Annotated in this window: 2 protein-coding genes; both read right to left on the bottom strand. The window is 37.0% G+C overall.

The genetic code is table 11. From position 1 onward, the window contains the following. Positions 1 to 26: 26 nt before the first annotated feature. Complete coding sequence (locus RB618_RS05600) at positions 27 to 16313, bottom strand: T9SS type B sorting domain-containing protein (protein ID WP_308067858.1); 16287 nt, start codon at positions 16311 to 16313, stop codon at positions 27 to 29. 117 nt (positions 16314 to 16430) lie between these two features. Continuing rightward, positions 16431 to 20732 (bottom strand): PorP/SprF family type IX secretion system membrane protein, encoded by a 4302-nt coding sequence (locus RB618_RS05595; protein ID WP_308067857.1) that lies wholly within the window; start codon positions 20730 to 20732, stop codon positions 16431 to 16433.

Below are 20732 nucleotides of genomic sequence, written 5' to 3'. Positions count from 1 at the left end.
ATAACATCATTGGGGCTATAATTTTGTTATCTGTATAATGTGAAATGTCCAACAAACTCTCTTGGATCTTTTGGATCATTCAGTTTAAGAACGTACCAGTAATCACCTGTTGGCAATTCATTTCCATGATATCTACCATCCCATTTTCCGTTTACATGGTATTTCGCTACTACTCTACCATATCTATCATAAATGTCAAATGTTAACTCTTTGTACGCTAATGCACCACAATCTGGACCAATAGTATCATTTTGCCCGTCACCGTTAGGTGTAAAGTAGTTTGGCATACAGAAGTCATAGAATGTACCATGAACTGTTATTGTAGCCTCACAACCATTTTTGTCTCTAACGATAACCACATAATCACCTGTTTTATAGATTCTATAACTATTAGATGATGAGAATGGTTCACCATTGAAGCTGTACTCATAAGGAGCAACTCCGCCAGAAGCTTGTACAACAATTGTATTGATGTCTTTGCTTTGGTTTGTGATGTCTACTAAACCAAGTTCCGCAACTGCATTAACAGTAAAGATTGGAGTTGGCACTTCACATCCGTTAGTATGTCTTGCAACGATGAAGTGATCACCAGCAGGAACATTTGTGAAAATGTTGCTTGGCTGGTATGTTCCACTGTTATCCAATGAGTAATCTACATCAGTAGGATTAGTATTAGAAGCATCAATTGTCACAACTACCATATTTGCTTGTGCATTGTTAACACAGTCGTATGTTACTTCTGCAACTGGCTTAAGAATAACGGCTTTATCCATTGCTACTTCTAACATAGTGATACAGCTCGCATCTTTGATATACACATTATGGATTCCTCCTTTAAGAGCGCTAAAAGTATGCTGAGTACCATTAACTGCTACATAAGTTCCGTTTTCATTATCTAAACTTACAGTATATGGAGGTGTTCCTCCAGAAATTTCGATACTGAATTCTCCATCTTTATCGCCATCACAAATTTCCTGTACAATTGGACCAAGAACTTTTGCTACTAATAAGTTTGGTTCTTTGATCTCATGTTCAAGGATTCTGAAACAAGAATTTTCGTCTTGTACTAAAATCGTATACTTACCTGGCGCTAAACGATCAAATACTGATTTTTCATCAAATAAACCTAAGTTTGGTGAAATTGCATATTTAATTACACCTGTACCGCCAGATGCTGTAACTGTGATTTTTCCGTCGTTTGCAGCAAAACATGTTGCATCGATTGCTGTAGAGGTAACTGTAAGACCTTCATTTGGTTCATCAATTACTATTGCAGCAGAATCATATTGACAATCTCCACTATCTACACGTACAACATAAGTTCCTTTAGGAAGCAGATCAAAATATCCTTCAGATTGCGCTGGTCTTAATTGATTACCATTACCATCAAATAGAGTATATTGATAATTTGTTAAACCTCCTTTTGCAACAGCATCAATTGCCGCAGTTGCATCTCCTTTACAGTAAACAATAGCATTGCTTAAATCTACATCTAAAGTTAAAGGTTCTAACTCATCTATAGTTACGTTGTTTGAGATAGACGAAATACATCCGTTAGTGTCTCTTACAAAGTACTGGTGATCCCCAACTGATACTGGGAACGTTGCTGGCAATGTACCTAATACTGTTGTAAAGTTTTTATCAGCACTATATTCGTATGTTCCTGTTCCTCCAACTGCTGTTAATGTTAACGTTGCATCAGTTTTACAAGTAATACCTGTAGCCAATTCTAACGTTGGAACAATTTCCGCTGGCTCACTAATAGTAACTTCTACTGTTGTTCCCGAGCAATTAAGCTGGTCTACAATAGTTACTGAGTATCTTCCTGCTCCTAATCCTGTAAAGATTGGAGAATCTTGAGACACAGTAGAGATAACTGGAGTAACCGATAACATGTTTAAGATGTAAGCATAGTTACTTCCTTGACCTCCTGTTACACCAGAAACTGTAATTACACCATCAGTAGCTCCATAGCAAGACAACATTGTCGCTGTTGCTGTAGCTGTTGCAGTTATAGGCAACGGATTATTTAATTGTACTGTTGTTGTTGCTTCACAGCCTCCAAGATCTTTTACTTTTAATGTATAAGTTCCTGCTGGTAAATCTGTAAATTCAAATTTATCAGAGTATAGTGAAGTTACTGGTCCAGTCAATTCATATTGGTAAACTCCTGGCCATCCACCGTCAGCAGAGATTACAATTCTTCCATCGTTTCCTGGTGAACAAGAAATTGGGTTGTGTGTCTCAAAAATCTCAAGCGCTTTTACTGGCTGTTGAATTGTAAAGCTTGTTCCAACCTCACAATATGGTGAGCCAACAAGAACCGCTTTTACATTATAATTTCCAGCTACTAAACCGCTTACAGTTACTTTTCCTGCTGCATCACTTCTTCCGCCAGTAACAGGGTTTCCTAAATTATCTGTAATAGTATAATCAAATTCTCCTGCGTCATCAGTTGGCACTTTTAAGTTATCTACTAGAACTAAATCTACGCTTCCATCTGCAGCTCCGTAACATTTGATGTTGCTATAGCTTTCTACAGTTAAATCGAATGTATTTGGATCGTTAACAAAATGGTCTTTCTTAATAATACATCCAGTTAATGGATTTCTTACCGAGATTACATATTGTCCGATTGCTAAACCTGTAAATGAACCATTTGTGTTTGATTGATTATACACAGTTCCTTTTACTCCTGTAACTGAATACTCTAAAGGCGTTATTGTACTACCATCAAATGCTTTTACACTAACTACTATGCTTTCGTTTACTGCACAAGTTATTGGCGTAATTGCAACATCAATTCTATCCATTGCAACGAATGGGAATACTTCACTTTCTAGAGATGTACCCATACATCCTTTATTGTCAAATACATTTACACTATATTTTCCTCCAGCGTAATCCGTTTCAGTGTATACGTTAGAAGGTCCTTCATAAACGATATCTGTTCCGTTTTTAATAAACTGGAAGTATGTATATGTACCTGACCCACCCAGAATCGTACTCTTATCTACAGTAACTGTAGCGTAGTTAGATGTATTATCTGCTGTACATTTATATTGGCTCACCACTGGTGGTTGAACTGTAATAGGATCTGGTTCAGTTACTCTAAACGGTAACGGTGTTCTACAACCTCTTGCAGAAACAGCAGTTACTGTATAATCTCCCGGTTTAAGATTTGTGAATGTACCATTTTCTTGTGCTGGTAAATTTACATCTCGTACTGGGCTTCCTTTTGTTGTACCAAATAACTCATACTTGATAGGGCCGTCATTTAATGCTCCTGCATCAATAGAAGCTGTAATAGTACCATTTGTGCTACCAAAACAAGTTACCCCTCTTCCTGTTACTTTAAATCCAGAAACTGGTAATGCTGGGTTAATGTCAAATTCTACTCTATCTGTACATTTTGTTACTGTATCATACACTTCAATAAAGTGATGTCCAGAAGAAACATTTATAAATTTAAAGCTCGCTCCTGTTTGTGGGAAACCATTATTGTCTAATGTATAAATATAGTTTGCACTAGACGAACCTCCTGTTGCACTACCATTAATTTCTCCATCATTTTCATCACAGCTAGGTAATAAATCAAGGCTATAGCTTAATACTAATTCGTCTGAAATAACTACTTGAGCTGGCGCTGTAATTGTACAACCATTAGCATCTTTTACCGTAACAGTAAATGAACCTGGATTATCAAGTACAAATGTTTCGCTGTCTTGGAAATCTACACCATTTACGCTGTATTTAAATGGTCCGACACCTGTCGCTACTCTTACCGTAAATGTATACTTGCCTGTAATGTCATCTCTACATTGGCTGTAAGGGTCAATTGTAATACCTCCTGGCAGTGGTGCTGTTGAAATATTTTGAACTTGTGTTAGAGAACAATTATTCAAATCTTTCACATAAACATCCCATGCTAGTTTTGTTCCGTTATCAGTATCTACTTCAAGTACATTACTGTCTCCATAAATTGGAGCAGATGTATCACCTGATTCTAATACTGCATATTTGTAACCTGGCGTTCCTGTACCATTCGCAACTGTTACTGTTATTAAAGCCGTTTTCTTAATACAGTTAATATCTGTAGCAACTGTTGTAAAAGCTAGAGGATTTGCTGGCTGATCAATTAAGAAATCAGTAACCGCATCGGTACAACCAGATACATTATCTGTTACTGTGAACGTATAAGTTCCTGCGCCTAAACCTGTATACGTAACTACATCACCAGTTTGAACTGGCACTATCGCTAACGGATTTGGACTTAAGTTAAAACTGTATTGTCCTGCTGTTATATAGTTGCTAATTTCAAATGTAATAGCTCCTGTACTATCTCCGTTACAGAAAACATCATTTGATGATTGTTCTATAACACTGATTTCTGAAGCTTTCTTAACTTCAATAGAACCTGTCGCATAACAATGAGAAGCATCGTCTGTTACTTTAAATTGGTATACGTTACCTGCAACTAAATTAGGGAATACTCCTGTATTATTAGAAACTACAAAAGCTGCTGGGCTAGTAATCTCATACGTATACGCTGTTCCTGCTGGTGGTCCAGTAACACTTGTAACTGTTACTGTTGTTACAGCTCCAGGTGTATTACAATAGATAGGTGTTGCATCTAGAGTAATTTCTTTTGGTGGACTGTAAGGATTTACAACCGCGTCTCCAAAAACTCTACATCCGTTTTTATCTACTACAACATACTTAATTGTTTTCGCAGTATTAACCGAGATACTTTTAATAATATCTGAGAAATTTACTCCGTTATCAAAACTATAGCTGTATGGTGCTGTACCAAATGTAGCATCAAGTGTTACCACAGCATCTACAATGTTATTACTTGTACTACATCCAAATGGAGTTACCACAGGATTTACAAGTAATTGAGCAGGCTCAATAATTTCAATATCATGTGTTACAACACATTCTTTAGCGTCTTTAACATAAACATGATATATTCCTTTAGCTAAACCAATATATTCGCTTACTAGAGGATCATAAGTTACTCCACCATCAATACTATATTGATATGGCTCAAGACCGCCGCTTGGTGTAATAGCAAAACTTCCGTTGTTATCGTTAAAACAGCTAATATCCTTTTTAGTGTATGTAAACTCAGGAGTTGTTTTAGGAGAAACAATTACTTCTTTAGAAACTGCCACACAACCTGCTGCATCTTCTACTCTAAAGGTATAAGTTCCTGCTACGTTTGTTGTAAACGGTACAGAAGGAACATCATTAAATGTAATACCGTCTGTAGAATACTGAATAGTTTTGTAAGGTAATGTATACGCGCCTTGAGTTGCTACTAAATCGATGACAGCGTCTCCTGCAGTACCTGGTTTACAAGTGATATCATCTTTTAAAGTTGCTGTTAACAATAATTCTTGGTTTAATGTGTATTTAAACTTCGTAACTGAAGTACAACCATTACCATCCATTATTGAAAATTCATAATCTCCTGGAGCATCTAATTTGAAAGTATTATCATATGTCCATCCGTTACCTATGTTATATCTAGGTGCACCTGTTCCTACCGCTACAGTTCCTGAAAGGGTAACTGTTATTGGTCCTCCTGTATAACATACATTGCTAACACTATCTATAGTAGGGTTTGGATCTACTACAATTGGGATTGGAATTTCTGCCGTACAATTATTAGCATCTTGAACGTAAGCTATCCAAGTTTTTGATGGATCTAAAACGCTGCTTGCGCTAGCACCAAACACTGGAGTTGCTCCATCAGCTGCAAATGCATATTTGTATCCTGTACCAATAGTACCACCTTCACCTTTTACAGTAACTTTTGCACCAAATCTACAGTTAGCATGTGTATTGCTCACGATTGAAATTCCGATTGGGTTTGCTGGCTGACCTACTTCTGCTTCTGCTGAAGCCACACAACCTGTTACTGAATCTAAAATATCTATTTTATATTTTCCTATAGGAAGTCCTGTTACAGTAATTACATCGTAACCTACGTAACTAACTTTTGTCTCTGTACCTGTTGCAGGTCCGCTTACACTATATGTATATGCACCTGTAAAGTTTGCAATCGTAAAAGCAACTGAACCATTAGATTGTGCTGGTGTTTCATTACAATCTACATTTTTCACGTTTGCACCTGAAGCTGTAATATTTACTACACGCTCCACTGTGTGATCCCCTTCAATTGAACATCCGTTGCTATCTGTTGCTTTGAATCTATAAGTATCTGGATCAAGACCTGTGAAAATTCCTGATGTTGCACCAGTAATATTTCCAATTGCCGATGCAGGAGAAACAATCGCATAAGTGTAACCTGGATAACCTCCATTTGCAACAACTGTTACATCAGATTGTGTAGCTATACAAGTAACATCAGTTCCTGTAATTGTTAATCCAGTTAGCATTTTGTATGCATCTACATCTACTGTATCATTGAATACGCATAAGTTAGCATCTTGAACAGAGTAACTAATTGTTTTGATACCTGTAAAATTACTATCAACACTTAATGTATTATTATCATCATAATCTGTAGCTGTACCAAACTTATATTTGTATGGTCCTGTACCTGTACCAGCTGTAACATTAACTGTTACAATTGCCTTACGAACAGCATTATTTACTGGATCACAATTGAAAGGCGCAACTGAAGCAGTAGCATTTAAAACTGAAGGCTGTGTAATTACAATATTATTTTCTTGTAATGTACATGAAGTACCATCTTGTACGGTAACCGTATAGTTTGTTCCTGCAGCTAAATTTCTAAATTCACTTGCATCTTGAGGACCCCACGTAGTTGTACCATCTGTCAATGTGAATTTGAAAGGTCCCACTCCACCAGTAACATTAACTGTAATTGAACCGTTACCGCTTCCGTTACAAGTTAAGTTAGTTTCGATTGTATCGAATGTGATTGCAGGAATCGCATCTATTTTCAACGTCTCTGTTACAAAACAAGACGGAGTTGCAGGATTACCTGTATCAGTAACTCTAAAAATATAATCTCCAGCTACAGCAGCATTGAAAATATTTCCTGCTGTCAATGTTACTGGTAAATATCCAGTTCCATTTAATGAATACTCAAGAACATAAGAAGATCCTTCTCCGCCTGAAGCTGTAAGTTCTATTTGAGCATTTGGTGTTGGAGTACAATCTAAACCTTTTTTCTTCTCCACTTTTAGTTTCAATTGCGGATAAACTACAAAACGTTTAGTGTCTGTACAACCATTACCATCTTTAATTGTTATATCATAATTTCCAGCTGCATTGAACTCGAAATCTGGATTTGTTGTAAAATTACTTCCGTTTACGCTATATGTTGGCGCATCTGCAATTGATGAATCTGTTGTACCCGTTACTGTAATTGTAAATGGCGTAGATCCGTCATAACAAAATGGTGCAGGCAAAGTAACAACAGGGTCTGCATCTTTCGTTAAAACAACATCAAATTCTGCAATACATCCGTAAGCATCTAATGCGTATACAGTATAATTTGCTGCATTTGCAAAGAAAGTATTGTTAGTCACCCAACGCGTATCTTTTGGATCTGTCGGTGCTGCATCTGTTTGTAATAACAGCATGTATTTGAAATATGCTGGTCCTGTAGCTGGGAGAACTGGAACAAAAGGAGTTCCACCAACTGCACTAGCTGTAATTATTCCTGATAAATTTTTACAATTAGCATCTTTAGCAACAGAAGCCGTAACTGTTAATAATACAGTCGATTCTTTAATATTAAAATTAACAGAAGAAACACCACAACCTGCATTTGCACCAGATGTCTCAGAAACTAAAATATAATACGTTCCTACTGGCAATGGTACTCCAGAGGCTTGATTTACCGTTATTGTACCCCCAGCTGGAATTGTTCGAGTTCCAGTACTAATTAAATTATTGGTGAATGCAGTGAATACTTCATACTTAATATCTACAGGAGTAGCATAAACATTTGTAATATCAAAACTAACATTTCCGTTATTAGCCCCTTTACATGTAATGTTTTCTGGAGTAAAACTTTCAATTTTTAATGTTGAAATACTAGGAATAGGATCTTCCGATGTTTGGAAATAATAACATTCTGTACTTTCATCATAAATGATGAAAGTATATACTTTACCAGGTGTAAGACCAGTAAATTCTGCTACTTTACTTCCTGGGAAAGTTTCATCTATCCATCCATTGTTTTTATTTGTAATTACGTCTGGATCTGTTGGATCTGTTGGATTAACTGGTTTAATCCATGTTTGAGTAGTTCCATCATAAATATTAAAATGGAACGCACCACTTCCTGTAAAGTCTCCTAAAATTCTAACTTCAGCTTTACCTCCGTTTGTACAATCTGCTGTTGCAGAAACCTCTATGTCTAATTCATTTACCGGTGCCGCAATTAAAACATCATTAATAATAAAAGGCGCGCAACCTTTACTATCTTCAATCCTAATCTGGTATAAGCCGAAATCTACAATTTCAAAACGTGCACTACCATTCTGATTGTCAATTCTTTTGTAATAATTATTAATACCAGTTACAATATAACTATAATTTGGCGTTCCGCCTGTCACCTGCTGAATCGTGATACTACCTTGGGTAATTCCTTTACCAGTACATTTAAGATCTTCAGTAGTAAAAACAACCTTAATTGGATCTGGTTCTGTTATTTGCGCAGATGCAGTAACAGTACAATCATTAGAATCTTTTAATGTTACAACATAGTAACCTGCAGGTAATCCTGTAGTTTGTGTACCAAAATCATTAACCAAAATAGTATGCAATGCATCTTGATATTGTTCTACTTTAATATCAAATGGACCTACTCCTTGAGTATTGTTATAAACTATTGTAAGCGCACCTGTAGTAGCTCCATTACATAAAATATTTATTGGAGTTACAGATGTAATTACTGGAGTTGTTGGTGTTTTAATAATTACAGCACTTGGTATAGTTGCAGAACAACCATTTGCATCAGTTACTGTAAATATATAATTTCCTTGTGTAGTAGTTTCAAATACTCCTGGGCTTGTAAAAGTTCCAGTAGTAGGATTACTTGTATATGTATATCCAGGTTTTCCTCCACCAGGGATTAATGTAATTATAGCAGCTTCGCTACCAACTTTACACGTAATGTTCTTGTCTATTCTAGCGCTTAAAGTTACTTTATCATAAACATGTACTGGAGCAGTTGTAGTTGCAGTACAACCATTTCCGTCTCTAACTGTTATAGTATAGTCTTTAGCAACTGTTACGATAAATTTATTATCTGTTTTAAAATTTGTACCATCAATGCTATACTCCAAAGTTCCTACTCCAGAGCCAGTTGCTGTTATGGTATAATCGCCATCTCCTAAACATTGTCCAACAGCCGAAGCAGTAACTGTAGGTGCAGCATCTATTTTAACATTAACATCTATTTTAAATGTACATCCATTTGCATCTTTTACCCAAACATCCCAATCTGGAGTTGGAGTTACACCAAGATCTGCTACGTTACTTGCTTGATATTTTGTTGAAGGATCAGTTCCATCTTGTACAAAAGCATAAGTATAAGTTCCAGTTCCACCATCGGCAGTTACTGTAATTTTAGACGTTGTAGATTTACAGTTCGCATTTTTCTGAACAATTGTAGCAGTCAATGCTTTTACAGGTTCTGTAATTTTTAATGTTGCAGTATCTGTACATCCTGTTTCTTCGTCTGTAACAATAATGCTATAATCTCCATCAGCTAAATTAGGTATAGTAACTGTTGAAGCAGATACACCTGTAGTCTCTACACCATTAACACTATATTTATAAGTTGTATTAAAACCTGAAACATTTAATAAAATTACTCCGCTATTATCATCTTTACAATATACTTGTTTAGAGATAGAAGCATTTAGGTCAATATTTACAACTGGTTTAACTTCGTATGTACCAATAGCGAAACATTTGTTGTTATCTGTTACTTTAAATTTATAAATCCCTACTGGTAGATCTGTAAACACTCCAGAAGTTGCCCCTGTAACATTCCCTGTTTGAGAAGCTGGCTCTATAATAGCATAAGTTACAGGATCTACACCTGTTGAAGCAACTTTTGTTACTGTAACTGTACTTACTTGTCTTGTAGCAGGTTGACAGAAAATAGGAGTTCCTTTAATTTCAAGAATTTTAGGTGCGTTTAATGCTTTTAAAACTCCGTTACCAGAGACAGAACATCCGTTTGCATCGGTTACGGTATAAGTATAAGACTGATCTGTTCCTGCAGTATTATCATTTAAAGTTAATACGTTAGCTCCAGGAGCTCCGCTTAAACCTCCTCCATTAAAACTATATCTATATGGTGCAGTTCCTCCAGAAGTAACATTTAAAGTAACTGTTCCCGGTACTTTAGCACTGTTTACATCACAAGAAAATGGTACTACATCAATTGAAACAATTAGTTTTTCAGGTGCTGTTAAAGTAATTGAACCGCTATGTTTACATCCTTTTCCATCAATTACTTCATATGGGTAAGTTCCTTCTCCTAAATTAGAATAATATGTGTCATCACTAAATCCTAAATTATTAAAATTAAATTTATAGCCACTACCAGATCCACCTGTTGCCTGTAATTCTACAGCACCATCGCTATAACCATCACAAGACGGATTAACAAAAGATTTTACAGATACTACAGGATTTGTTATTGGTAAAACTGTAGCGCTTACTTTTACATTACATCCGTTAGCGTCTGTAATATCAAATTCATAAGTATCTGCATCGGCTGCTGCTACAGACAGTACAATTGGTCCTGCTGTAATTGTGTTTACACCTCCAGCTGCTGCTGTTCCTTTTTTAATAGTATAATTATAAGATCCTTTACCACCTGTAATGTCAACAGTAATTTGTGCATTTGGTGTAGCAGTACAATCCAATCCTTTAGTAACAGATGCTAAAGCTGTTAAAGGTTCGCTCACCACTATACTTGTAGGAGCAGTTGCTCTACAGCCGTTTTTATCTTCTACAGTTACTGTATAAATACCTGCTGGAACATTAAATGTATTTCCTGTTTTAAAAGTTGTTCCATCGATACTATATTTCAATGGTGCCAATCCGTTACCAGTAGCCGTAATCGTAAAAATATTACCCGTACCAGTTGGTCCACACTGACTATCTAAAACAGCCGTAACTGTTGGTTTTTGTTCGCTCTCAATATCAACTGTAAAACTTCCTGGACATCCATTAGCATCTTTTACATAAACAGTCCATTTTACATCTGCACCCAAATTAGTATTAACCGTTAGAACTTCACTTGTGCCAAAAACTGTTGGAGCAGGATCAGTACTTTTTGCTACTGCGTATTGATAATTTTTAGTTCCTCCAACAACCACTACTGTAATATCAGATTTACCATTATTACAAGTAATCTTAGCTGCTGTTGCCGTTACAGCCAATGCTGCTGCAGGTCCCGTAATGGTAACTGCATAAGTAGCTTCACACTTCGTTTTTCTATCAGTTGCTTTAATTGTATAAACTCCTGCTGGCAATGCAGTAGGAACAGTTACAGTTGTTATTGTTTCTGAAACATTATTACGTTGTTGAATAATCGTTCCTGAACCATTTGTAATTACATAATCATAACCTCTGTCTTTTACCCCAGTTACAGTAAATTCAATATTTCCTGTACCTCCAAAACAATTGATAGAGGTAACAACAGATCCACCTGCTTTAATATCTGGAATTCCTTTTACTGTGTATTCTCTAGTAAAAGCACAGCCTGTCTTAAGATCAATAGCTTGGAATATATAGTCACCAGGTGCCAATGATTTAAATTCACCATCAGAATTTTGTGCCGTATCATATCCTGCAGGACCTGAAATAATCTGATAACGAATTGGTGTCGAAATATCAGTTTTTACTGCTGCAATATTTACGTGCCCGCCCGGAGGTGTAGTAGAACAATCATATCCACTATCCGTAATTGTGATACCGCTAATTCTATCTAAAGGTGCAATTGTAACTTTTGGTAGTACAATTTCGCAACCATTTGAATCTTTAACATAAGCAATTACATCTCCTGCAACAGATGTACTATAAGTATTTTTTGTAGAATAACTGGTATTGTTATTAAAACTATACAGGTATGTTGGACCCGTACCTGTACCAGGAGTTACGGTAACAGTGACAACTGCTTCAGCAGTAGCTGTACCATTACACCCTAGCTCAGTTGCTTTAATGGTTGCTTTTAATTCGCTTGGCTGTGTTAATGTAAATGTTTTTACATCAGATACGCAACCATTATCATCTCTAACTTGGTAGCTATAAGTAACATTTGCACTTAATCCAGTGTAAGTTGCATTTGTTTTAAACCCGCCATTATTAAAATTATATTCGTAACCGCTTCCTGATCCTAAAGAACCTGACAATACAACAGATCCTGTTGCAGCATTGTAACATTTAGGGTTTTCAGGTGCTGCTGAAGCTACTGGTTTAGTAGGCGCTTTAATTTCTGCCTGTGCAGTAGTTTTACAAACAAACTTTTGCGAGTCTGAAATTTCAAAAGTATAGATACCTGGAACAGTTGCTGTAAAAGTAAATGTATCAGAAGTTGGATAATTGAATGTTCCTGTTCCAGGACCAGAAAGAAGCGTTACACCAAATGGTGATTTTCCTCCTTCAATTTTACCTGTAATAACTGCAGAAGCTGTTGCTGGCGGTGCCACACATTTTAATGTTTGCGTTACAGAAGCAGCAACAGTAAGTTCTGGTTCAATTACAATTGCCTCTGTATCATCTTTACAACCATTTCCATCTGTTACCGTGATTACATAAGAACCTGGTACTAAATCATTGAAAGTATTAGAGTTTACAGCTGGAGCTCCGTTTAAACTATAAGTAAAAGGAGCTGTACCACCTTTTACAGTAACAGTTATGCTAGCTTTATTAGTAGCAGTATAGCAAAGATTAGAACTTGTTGCTAAAACTGCCTCAATTGGGTCTGGCGTATTAACAGTGATTGTAACATCAACATTATTTTTACAGCCATTTTTGTCATATGCTTTTACTTTATATACTCCTTTAGGTACATCTGTAAAATCAGTTGTCATTTCAACTAGATCTGAAACAGGCTGCCTTGGTTTTACAACCGCACCTGTAGCAGCATCCAAAAGTTCAAACTCATAAGCTGGAGTTCCTCCTGTTGCTTTTGCTCTAATAGTAGCACCTTCTATACATGTTGCTGGTTTAAAAATCGTTGCTGTTACATCTAAAACTGGCGGCGATTTAATATCCTGAGAAAATGGCCACATACAGCTTCCTGCCTTATCCTCATAGCGTACACGGATATCATAAATTTTACTTTCTAGGTTTTTAATGGTAACACTTCCTGTAGATGCAGCTGGTACTGGTTTTACAGTTGACCAGTTTGCACCTCCATCAATAGAATATTGGAATCCTTTGTTAGGATCAAAATTTACTGCATTAATGGTAAGCTCTCCATTTTTATCTCCAAAACAAAGTACATCTTTTACACCTGTAATTGATGCAGAGAATGATTTCGATGGATCAATGGTAATATCAAAATCTTGTACAGTTCCACAAGCTTTTGGTATCTGACGAACCCAGATATCATCCATAACCAAGTCATTTCCTCCATATTCGACACTTCCTGAACGAATCTTGAACGTTAGTTTTTTATTATCTCCAGGATTTAATGCTAATGATTTTAGTAACCATTTGTTTCTTTCTGAACCATTTTTATCTTCAGCAATTTTACCAATTCTATCTGTAGCAACAACATTACCAGCCTCATCTACTAATTCGAAAATAAGACTTGGTGAATCTCCATCTTTACCTAGCTTAAGTAAGTTACCAACATACAAGTCAATTAAAACTGGCTGATTAGGAATTACGTCAACAATTGGCTTACTATATAAAACACCATAATCTCCCGCCGCTTTACCAATATTTATCAATAAATATCTTCCTTCAGCATCTGGCGTAGTACTACTAGCTGTTGTATGGTCTTTAAAGTGAAACCATGCTCCATTTCCTGTAAATCCACCACTATTGTTATAATCATCACTTCTCCAAAAGAAGTTAGTTACAGAATATTGGTTATCCTCAACTGAACGAGTTGGATTTCCATTTAATGAACAGGTATAAGGCGGGTCAACTCTTTGGTCGTTAAAACAATATGTACCTGCAATACCTGGGGTAGTAGTAGTTCCTCCACTTCCAAAATTTTCAACCAATAAGTTACTATAAGTTGTTACACTTGTTACGGTGTATTCTACTGTAATAGTATGAGGCCCTTGAGGAACATTTAAAAATACGTTTGATGGTGTATTTGGATTAAGAAAACCATCAATATAATATTTGTAACTGTATTTTGCGTCTGGCACTCCACCATTTACTTGAACCGTACTAGTAGCCGAACCATCACAATTGAACACAGGATCTAAAATTTTTATAGTTGGCGGTGCTGGCTTTGGATCTAAATAAATACCAGTCATATCGAAAGTACATCCTGCCGCATCCATTACACTAAATGTATATGGTCCTCCTGGATTAATATACATTTCGTTTGAATCCTGCCAAGGCGATCCCATAAAACTATATTTATAAGGATTTGCTCCAGGGAATGGAATACCTCCTTGCGGGTTTACTATACGCGCAAGACCTTTCAACTCTTCACCTGCAGGACCACAACCTGACAAAGCAGCGATACCTGCAGAAGCCGATAATGGGTTTGCTGCTCCAACTGTAATCATAATTGGCGGATCAACACAATAAGAATTATTACTTCCGCTTGTTGTAGAATTTTTATATTGCACTACAACATAGTAAATACCAGGTGATAAATTACTGAAAGACGGTGTAGTTACAAAACTATTACTAGCACCATTTTTGATACTATATCTTATATCTGTAAATCCATTAGGATTTGTTACATTTACAGTTATACTTCCTTTTTTACCCGTACAATTTCCATCTTCTTTTTGAACGTTGTAGATTGGTTTTACAACATCAGCTATAGTAATGGTTTTATCTGCTGTACAGCCATTACCATCTTCCACACGTACTACATAAGTTCCTGCTTGAGCTACTGTAATATTACCATCAACATCTGCAACATTTACAAATCCAGCATCATTAATATTTACAGAATAACGATATGGTGTTTTTCCTCCACTTGCCGAACCAGTAATTGTACCTGCAGCACAAGCTGTTAATCTTTTTGTTCTACTTGATGTATTCGTTAAAACGTTAGGACTTACGACAATTACTTGGTTTGTTTTGGTATCCTTCATACAATTTGGCGCACCCACAATTGTAGTTTCTACTGTATACGTTCCAGAAGCTAGATTCTTAAAAATATACTCTGGATCAGATATAGCCGGAGTCGTAATATTAGTAGGTCCGCTAAGTTTGTATATGTATTGTAAATTTACATCTGTATTAAATACTCTAATACTTCCTAATTCACCACTACATTTAGGCGAATTTATCTGCGTTGAAACGCTAAAATCTGTATTCTTAATAACAACATTAGGCACTTTAAAATCACAAGAACCCGATACTCCTTTTAATCGAATAAACACATTATAACTTCCAGCAGCTGTAACTGTAAAAATATTACTATCCTGCCATGTTGATGGTGGAGATGTACTTGTAGTTAAACCATATTCGTAACCACCTCCAAAACCATTAACGGTAATTTTTCCGTTAAGCGTACAACTTGTACCGTACTTAATAATATCGTTTTTAGCAATAGCGCCTGGATCAAGCGTATTCTGGTACACATTAAAATAAAAAGTATATGGTACTCCTGCACTGTCTACTATTCGAACTCTAAATTGTCCTGCTTCATTTGCCACATAATCAACTGCAGTTCCAACAGATGTCCAGCATGAAGCGGCTGATGATTCATTTGCACAATTGGTATTCAAAACATTTAAACAAGAACCTCCTGCTTTAAATTTCTCCCAAACAATTGAGATCGGATTTACTAATCCTGTTTTAATTTCCCTAGTTTCGTTACTTCCACAAAGAAATAATTTTGGCAACTCTTTACCGTCATTTGGACAGATAGAAACTGTCCCCAAGTAAGGAGACTGTGCATACTTAATTGCTGGATTGACCATTGCATAAGCAGGTTTCCCAGGTCCATTTTCTGAATTAGTCCCAAGACCAAATTGACTGTCAAACTGATTATTTGCTTTTAAGAATAAGTTCTCATTCGAGCTTGAATTAAGCTTTGAATTATATGCAACCCAATTTTGCGCATAGGAGGCAAAATTGAATAGCAGAGCTAAAACAAAAATCAGCGTTCTTAAAGTAGTAGGTTTTTTCATAATCATTTTTTGTTACTTCTGTTTATCCTCTAAGGGGCATTAGTGAATAAAAAAATTTGTTTTTGATAACATTTATTTCAATGTCTCTCTTGCTTTCAAGAGAGACTACTGTTTTTACTAATTCTCCACTTTTACAATGGCCATTCTTCCGTTGTATGGTTTATTACCTTTTGCTTCTAAAGCTTTTGTTGCCTCTTGTAAACCATCGAACTTCTCATAATAGATGTAATATTTACTTGTTGTCACATTGTAAAAGAAATTAATATCCGAACGTCCTGCAGCTACTGCTTTCGCTAAGAACTCATCACGTTTCTCTACACTGTTGTGAACCGCAATAATCATATAATACCCGTTATCAGAATTTTTAATATTCTTAATAATCTGCATATTCGACTGCTCTTCACCAAAATCAAAATCATTTGCTTTCAATGGTGTGCTGCTTAGTTTTGTTGTCTCTTTAATTCGTTTAAGAGCGGCAACATCCTGCGCATATCTTCCTTCATCATTCTCATAAGCCGCACGTTTAATTCTACGTTTACGCTCAATTTCAGTCTCTGTTTTAATACGCTCCAAATCGGCAATTAAAGCAGCGCCTTCTCTTTCCATTTTCAACTGAGCCGCTTTCAATTCGTTTATCTTTTCTAGATAAGCTTTATTCAAAGGATCATCTTTAGGGAACTTTTTAAGTCTTTCGTTATAAAGATTTGTCAGCTTTGCAATCTCATTTTTCATGCTGTTGTTTGCATCAGCAATCTGAACTTTTAATGCTTCAATCTGACTGTTTTCTGCCGCTACACTCTTGAATGGTTTTGGCTCTTTATAAATACCTTTTTCACTTAAGTCATTCTCCTCTTTCAGATCGTTCAAGTCTTTTTGCTTATTTGCAACAGTAGCTTTAAACTGATCTAATAAATCCGTTTGTACTTTACTTGTACTCTCAACCGATTTTGTTAAGTTTTCAATAGCTTTTCCTGTATCATCTTTAGCTTTTGCTGCTAGAGCTGCTGCTTCTGCATCTGCCTTTGCTTTTTCTGCTGCTAACCTTGCCTGACGTTCTTCTTCTTCTCTTAACAATCTTGTTTCTTCTTCAGCTTTCAATTTTTCAGTAGCTTCGGCATCGGCTTTTGCTTTTGCATCTGCTAGTAATTTTGCCTGAAGCGCTACCATATCTGCTTTTGCTTTTGCATCTGCTGCCAATTTAGCTTCTAATGCTTCTGCATCCGCTTTTGCTTTTGCATCGGCCGCCAATTTCGCTTGACGAGCTTCTTCTTCAACTCTAGCTTTTTCTTCAGCTGCTTGTTTAGCTTTTAATGCCTCCGCATCAGCTTTTGCTTTTGCATCTGCCGCTAACTTCGCTTGACGTGCATCTTCCTCTTCTTGTAATTTCTTAGCTTCTGCCTCTGCCTTAGCTTTCGCTGTTGCTTCTGCGTCTGCTTTTACTTTTGCATCAGCTAATAATTTTGCCTGAAGAGCTTCCATATCTGCTTTTGCTTTAGCATCTGCTGCCAATTTAGCTTGTAATGCTTCTGCATCGGCTTTTGCTTTTGCGTCTGCTGCTAATTTAGCCTGGCGAGCTTCTTCTTCAACTCTAGCTTTTTCTTCAGCTGCTTGTTTAGCTTGTAATGCTTCTGCATCCGCTTTCGCTTTTGCTTCAGCTGCCAATCTTGCTTTCTCTGCTTCTGCATCGGCTTTTGCTTTTGCCTCTGCCGCCAATTTAGCCTGGCGTGCTTCTTCTTCTACTCTAGCTTTTTCTTCAGCTGCTTGTTTAGCTTGAAGAGCTTCAGCATCCGCTTTTGCTTTTGCTTCCGCTGCTAATCTTGCTTTTTCTGCTTCAGCGTCTGCTTTTGCTTTTGCTTCAGCTGCCAATCTTGCTTTCTCTGCTTCAGCATCTGCTTTTGCTTTTGCTTCTGCAGCTAATTTCGCTTGACGAGCATTTTCTTCTTCTTGTAATTTTTTAGCTTCAGCTTCGGCTTTTGCTTTTGCTGTAGCTTCTGCATCTGCTTTCACTCTTGCATCAGCAATTAGTTTAGCTTGCAAAGCCTCCATATCTGCTTTTGCTTTTGCTGCAGCTTCGGCATCCGCTTTAGCTTTAGCATCTGCTACAAGTTTAGCTTGAAGTGCCTCAGCATCTGCTTTCGCTTTTGCTTCTGCCGCTAATTGTGCCTGACGTGCCTCTTCGGCCTGTTTTATTTTCAGTGCTTCTGCATCTGCTTTTGCTTTTGCTTCCGCGGCGATAAGCGCTTGTCTCGCTTCTTCATCTGCTTTTACTTTTGCATCTGCAGCCGCTTTTTCTTTAAGTGCAGCTTCTTCAGCAGCTTTTGCTTTTAAATCCGCAGCGGCCTTTGCTCTGTTAGCTGCATCTATAGAAGCTTTAGTTTTAGCCTCTGCAGCAGCTTTTGCTTTAGCTTCTGCTGCTAGACGTGCTTGCAATGCATCTGAGTCTGCTTTTGCTTTTGCATCAGCAGCTAATATTGATTGCATATCTGCAGCTTCAGCTTTTGCTTTAGCGTCTGCTTTACGTTTTGCCTCAGCAGCATCTGCTTTTGCTTTATTGTCAGCAATTAATTTTAATCTTGCTGCTTCAGCATCAGCTTTCGCTTTTTCAGCAGCTGCCAATCTTGCTTGTCTTGCTGCTTCAGCATCGGCTTTTGCTTTCTCAGCAGCCAATTGAGCTTGTGTTTTCTGTGGTGCTGGAGCTGTTTTTGTAGCTTCTGCTTTTGCCTTAGCTGCCGCTTCTGCATCTGCTTTCGCTTTTGCTTCCGCCGCTAATTTCAATTTCATTGCTTCAGCATCTGCCTGTGCTTTATCGGCTGCTAATTGTGCTGCCGTTTTTTGTGGAGCTGCAGTTGTTTTCGTCGCTTCTGCTTTTGCTTTAGCAGCTGCTTCAGCATCTGCTTTCGCTTTTGCATCTGCCGCCAATTTCAACTTCATTGCTTCTGCATCAGCTTTTGCTTTATCAGCAGCCAATTGAGCTTGCGTTTTTTGAGCTGCTGTAGCTGTAGGTTTGTTTGCAACAGCCTGTGCTCTTGCAGCTGCCGCAGCGTCTACTCTAGCTTTATTATCTGCTGCTAATTTTATTCTTCGCTCTTCTGCATCTGCTCTTGCTTTGTCAGCAGACAATTGAGCTTGTGTTTTTTGGGTTGCAGCAACCGCTCTATTTGCTGTTGCCGTTTGTGCTCTGGCAGCGGCTGCGGCATCTGCTTTTGCTTTTGCCTCTGCAGCTAACCTTATCTTAACAGCTTCAGCATCTGCTTTAGCTTTATTATCTGCTTCTAATTTTGCTTTTGCTACTGCCTCTGCGTCGGCTCTAACTTTTTCTGCCGCCGCCAATCTTGCTTGTTTAGCTTCAGCATCTGCTTTTGCTTTTTCTTCTGCAGCCAATCTATTCTTTTCAGCAATTTCAGTTCTGTTAACCTGAGTCGCTTCCGATTTTGGTTTTGCTGGTACAGATTTTGGTTTTGAAGGATCAATCAATGAACCTTCATCGTCATCTCCGTAATAGTAATTTCTATTCTTGAATTTGTAGGCAATGGCAAATTCATGAGAACCTCCCAAATTAGAGAAATTGCCCATTCCTCTTTCGTAATTATATTCGATGGCAATACTTGGAGAGATATTAACTCCCAGTCCCGCTGAAACTCCATATAATGTATTATAGCCGAATTGTGCCCAAACTCCTTGTTGAAGTGCAAGCATTCCTAAACCTGAAATAACTGTTTTGTCTTTTTTAATTTCTGTTCTAACAATTCCAGAAAATTTACTTCTATCAAAAAAACCATAACTATCAATGTATCCTGTATACATAGCATGCAATTGAATAGCTCTTTCTGGATCTTCCTTTACCATTCCAGATCCGAAATTATAAAGCACTAAATTGTTAATAGCCAATCCGAAATCAAAAAAAGTAGTACCGTAGTTAATCCCTGGATTTATCGTTAAAAGAGTACTTTTTGGAAAATCTCCAGTTAGGATTGTTGAATCATCAGATATAATTTTTCCTGTATTGATACCACTTTGATAAATTCCTGCATTTAAACCAAAAGTTAAGTTGCTATCTTCTTCAAGAACGATATTATGAGCAAAATTGGCAACTCCGCCAAAAACAGTCATAAGTCCGTAGTTTTGTTGAAATAATCCAACTGCAAATGCTTCATTCTCTCTAAAACGTCCAGAATAATTGGCCAAATAAGTCTGTGGAGCATTATCAAACTGAACCCATTGTCTTTTGTTATAGAAACTTACATAAGGATTTGACTCTCTAACAAAACTAAATGTTGGGTTAATTAAATATCTATTAAACTTTAAAGAATTTCTTATGGGTAATGAAAACGAAACAACTCCATCCTCGCTAGCATTTTGAGAATAGAGTACATTTGATAAACCGTAAAATAACGTGATGAATAGTAAAAGTTTCTTCAT

This window comes from Flavobacterium sp. LHD-85, from assembly GCF_030929595.1.
Classification (GTDB): Bacteria; Bacteroidota; Bacteroidia; order Flavobacteriales; family Flavobacteriaceae; genus Flavobacterium.
The sequence above is the reverse complement of the archived record's forward strand: the minus strand, read 5'-3'. Positions and strand labels throughout refer to the sequence as shown.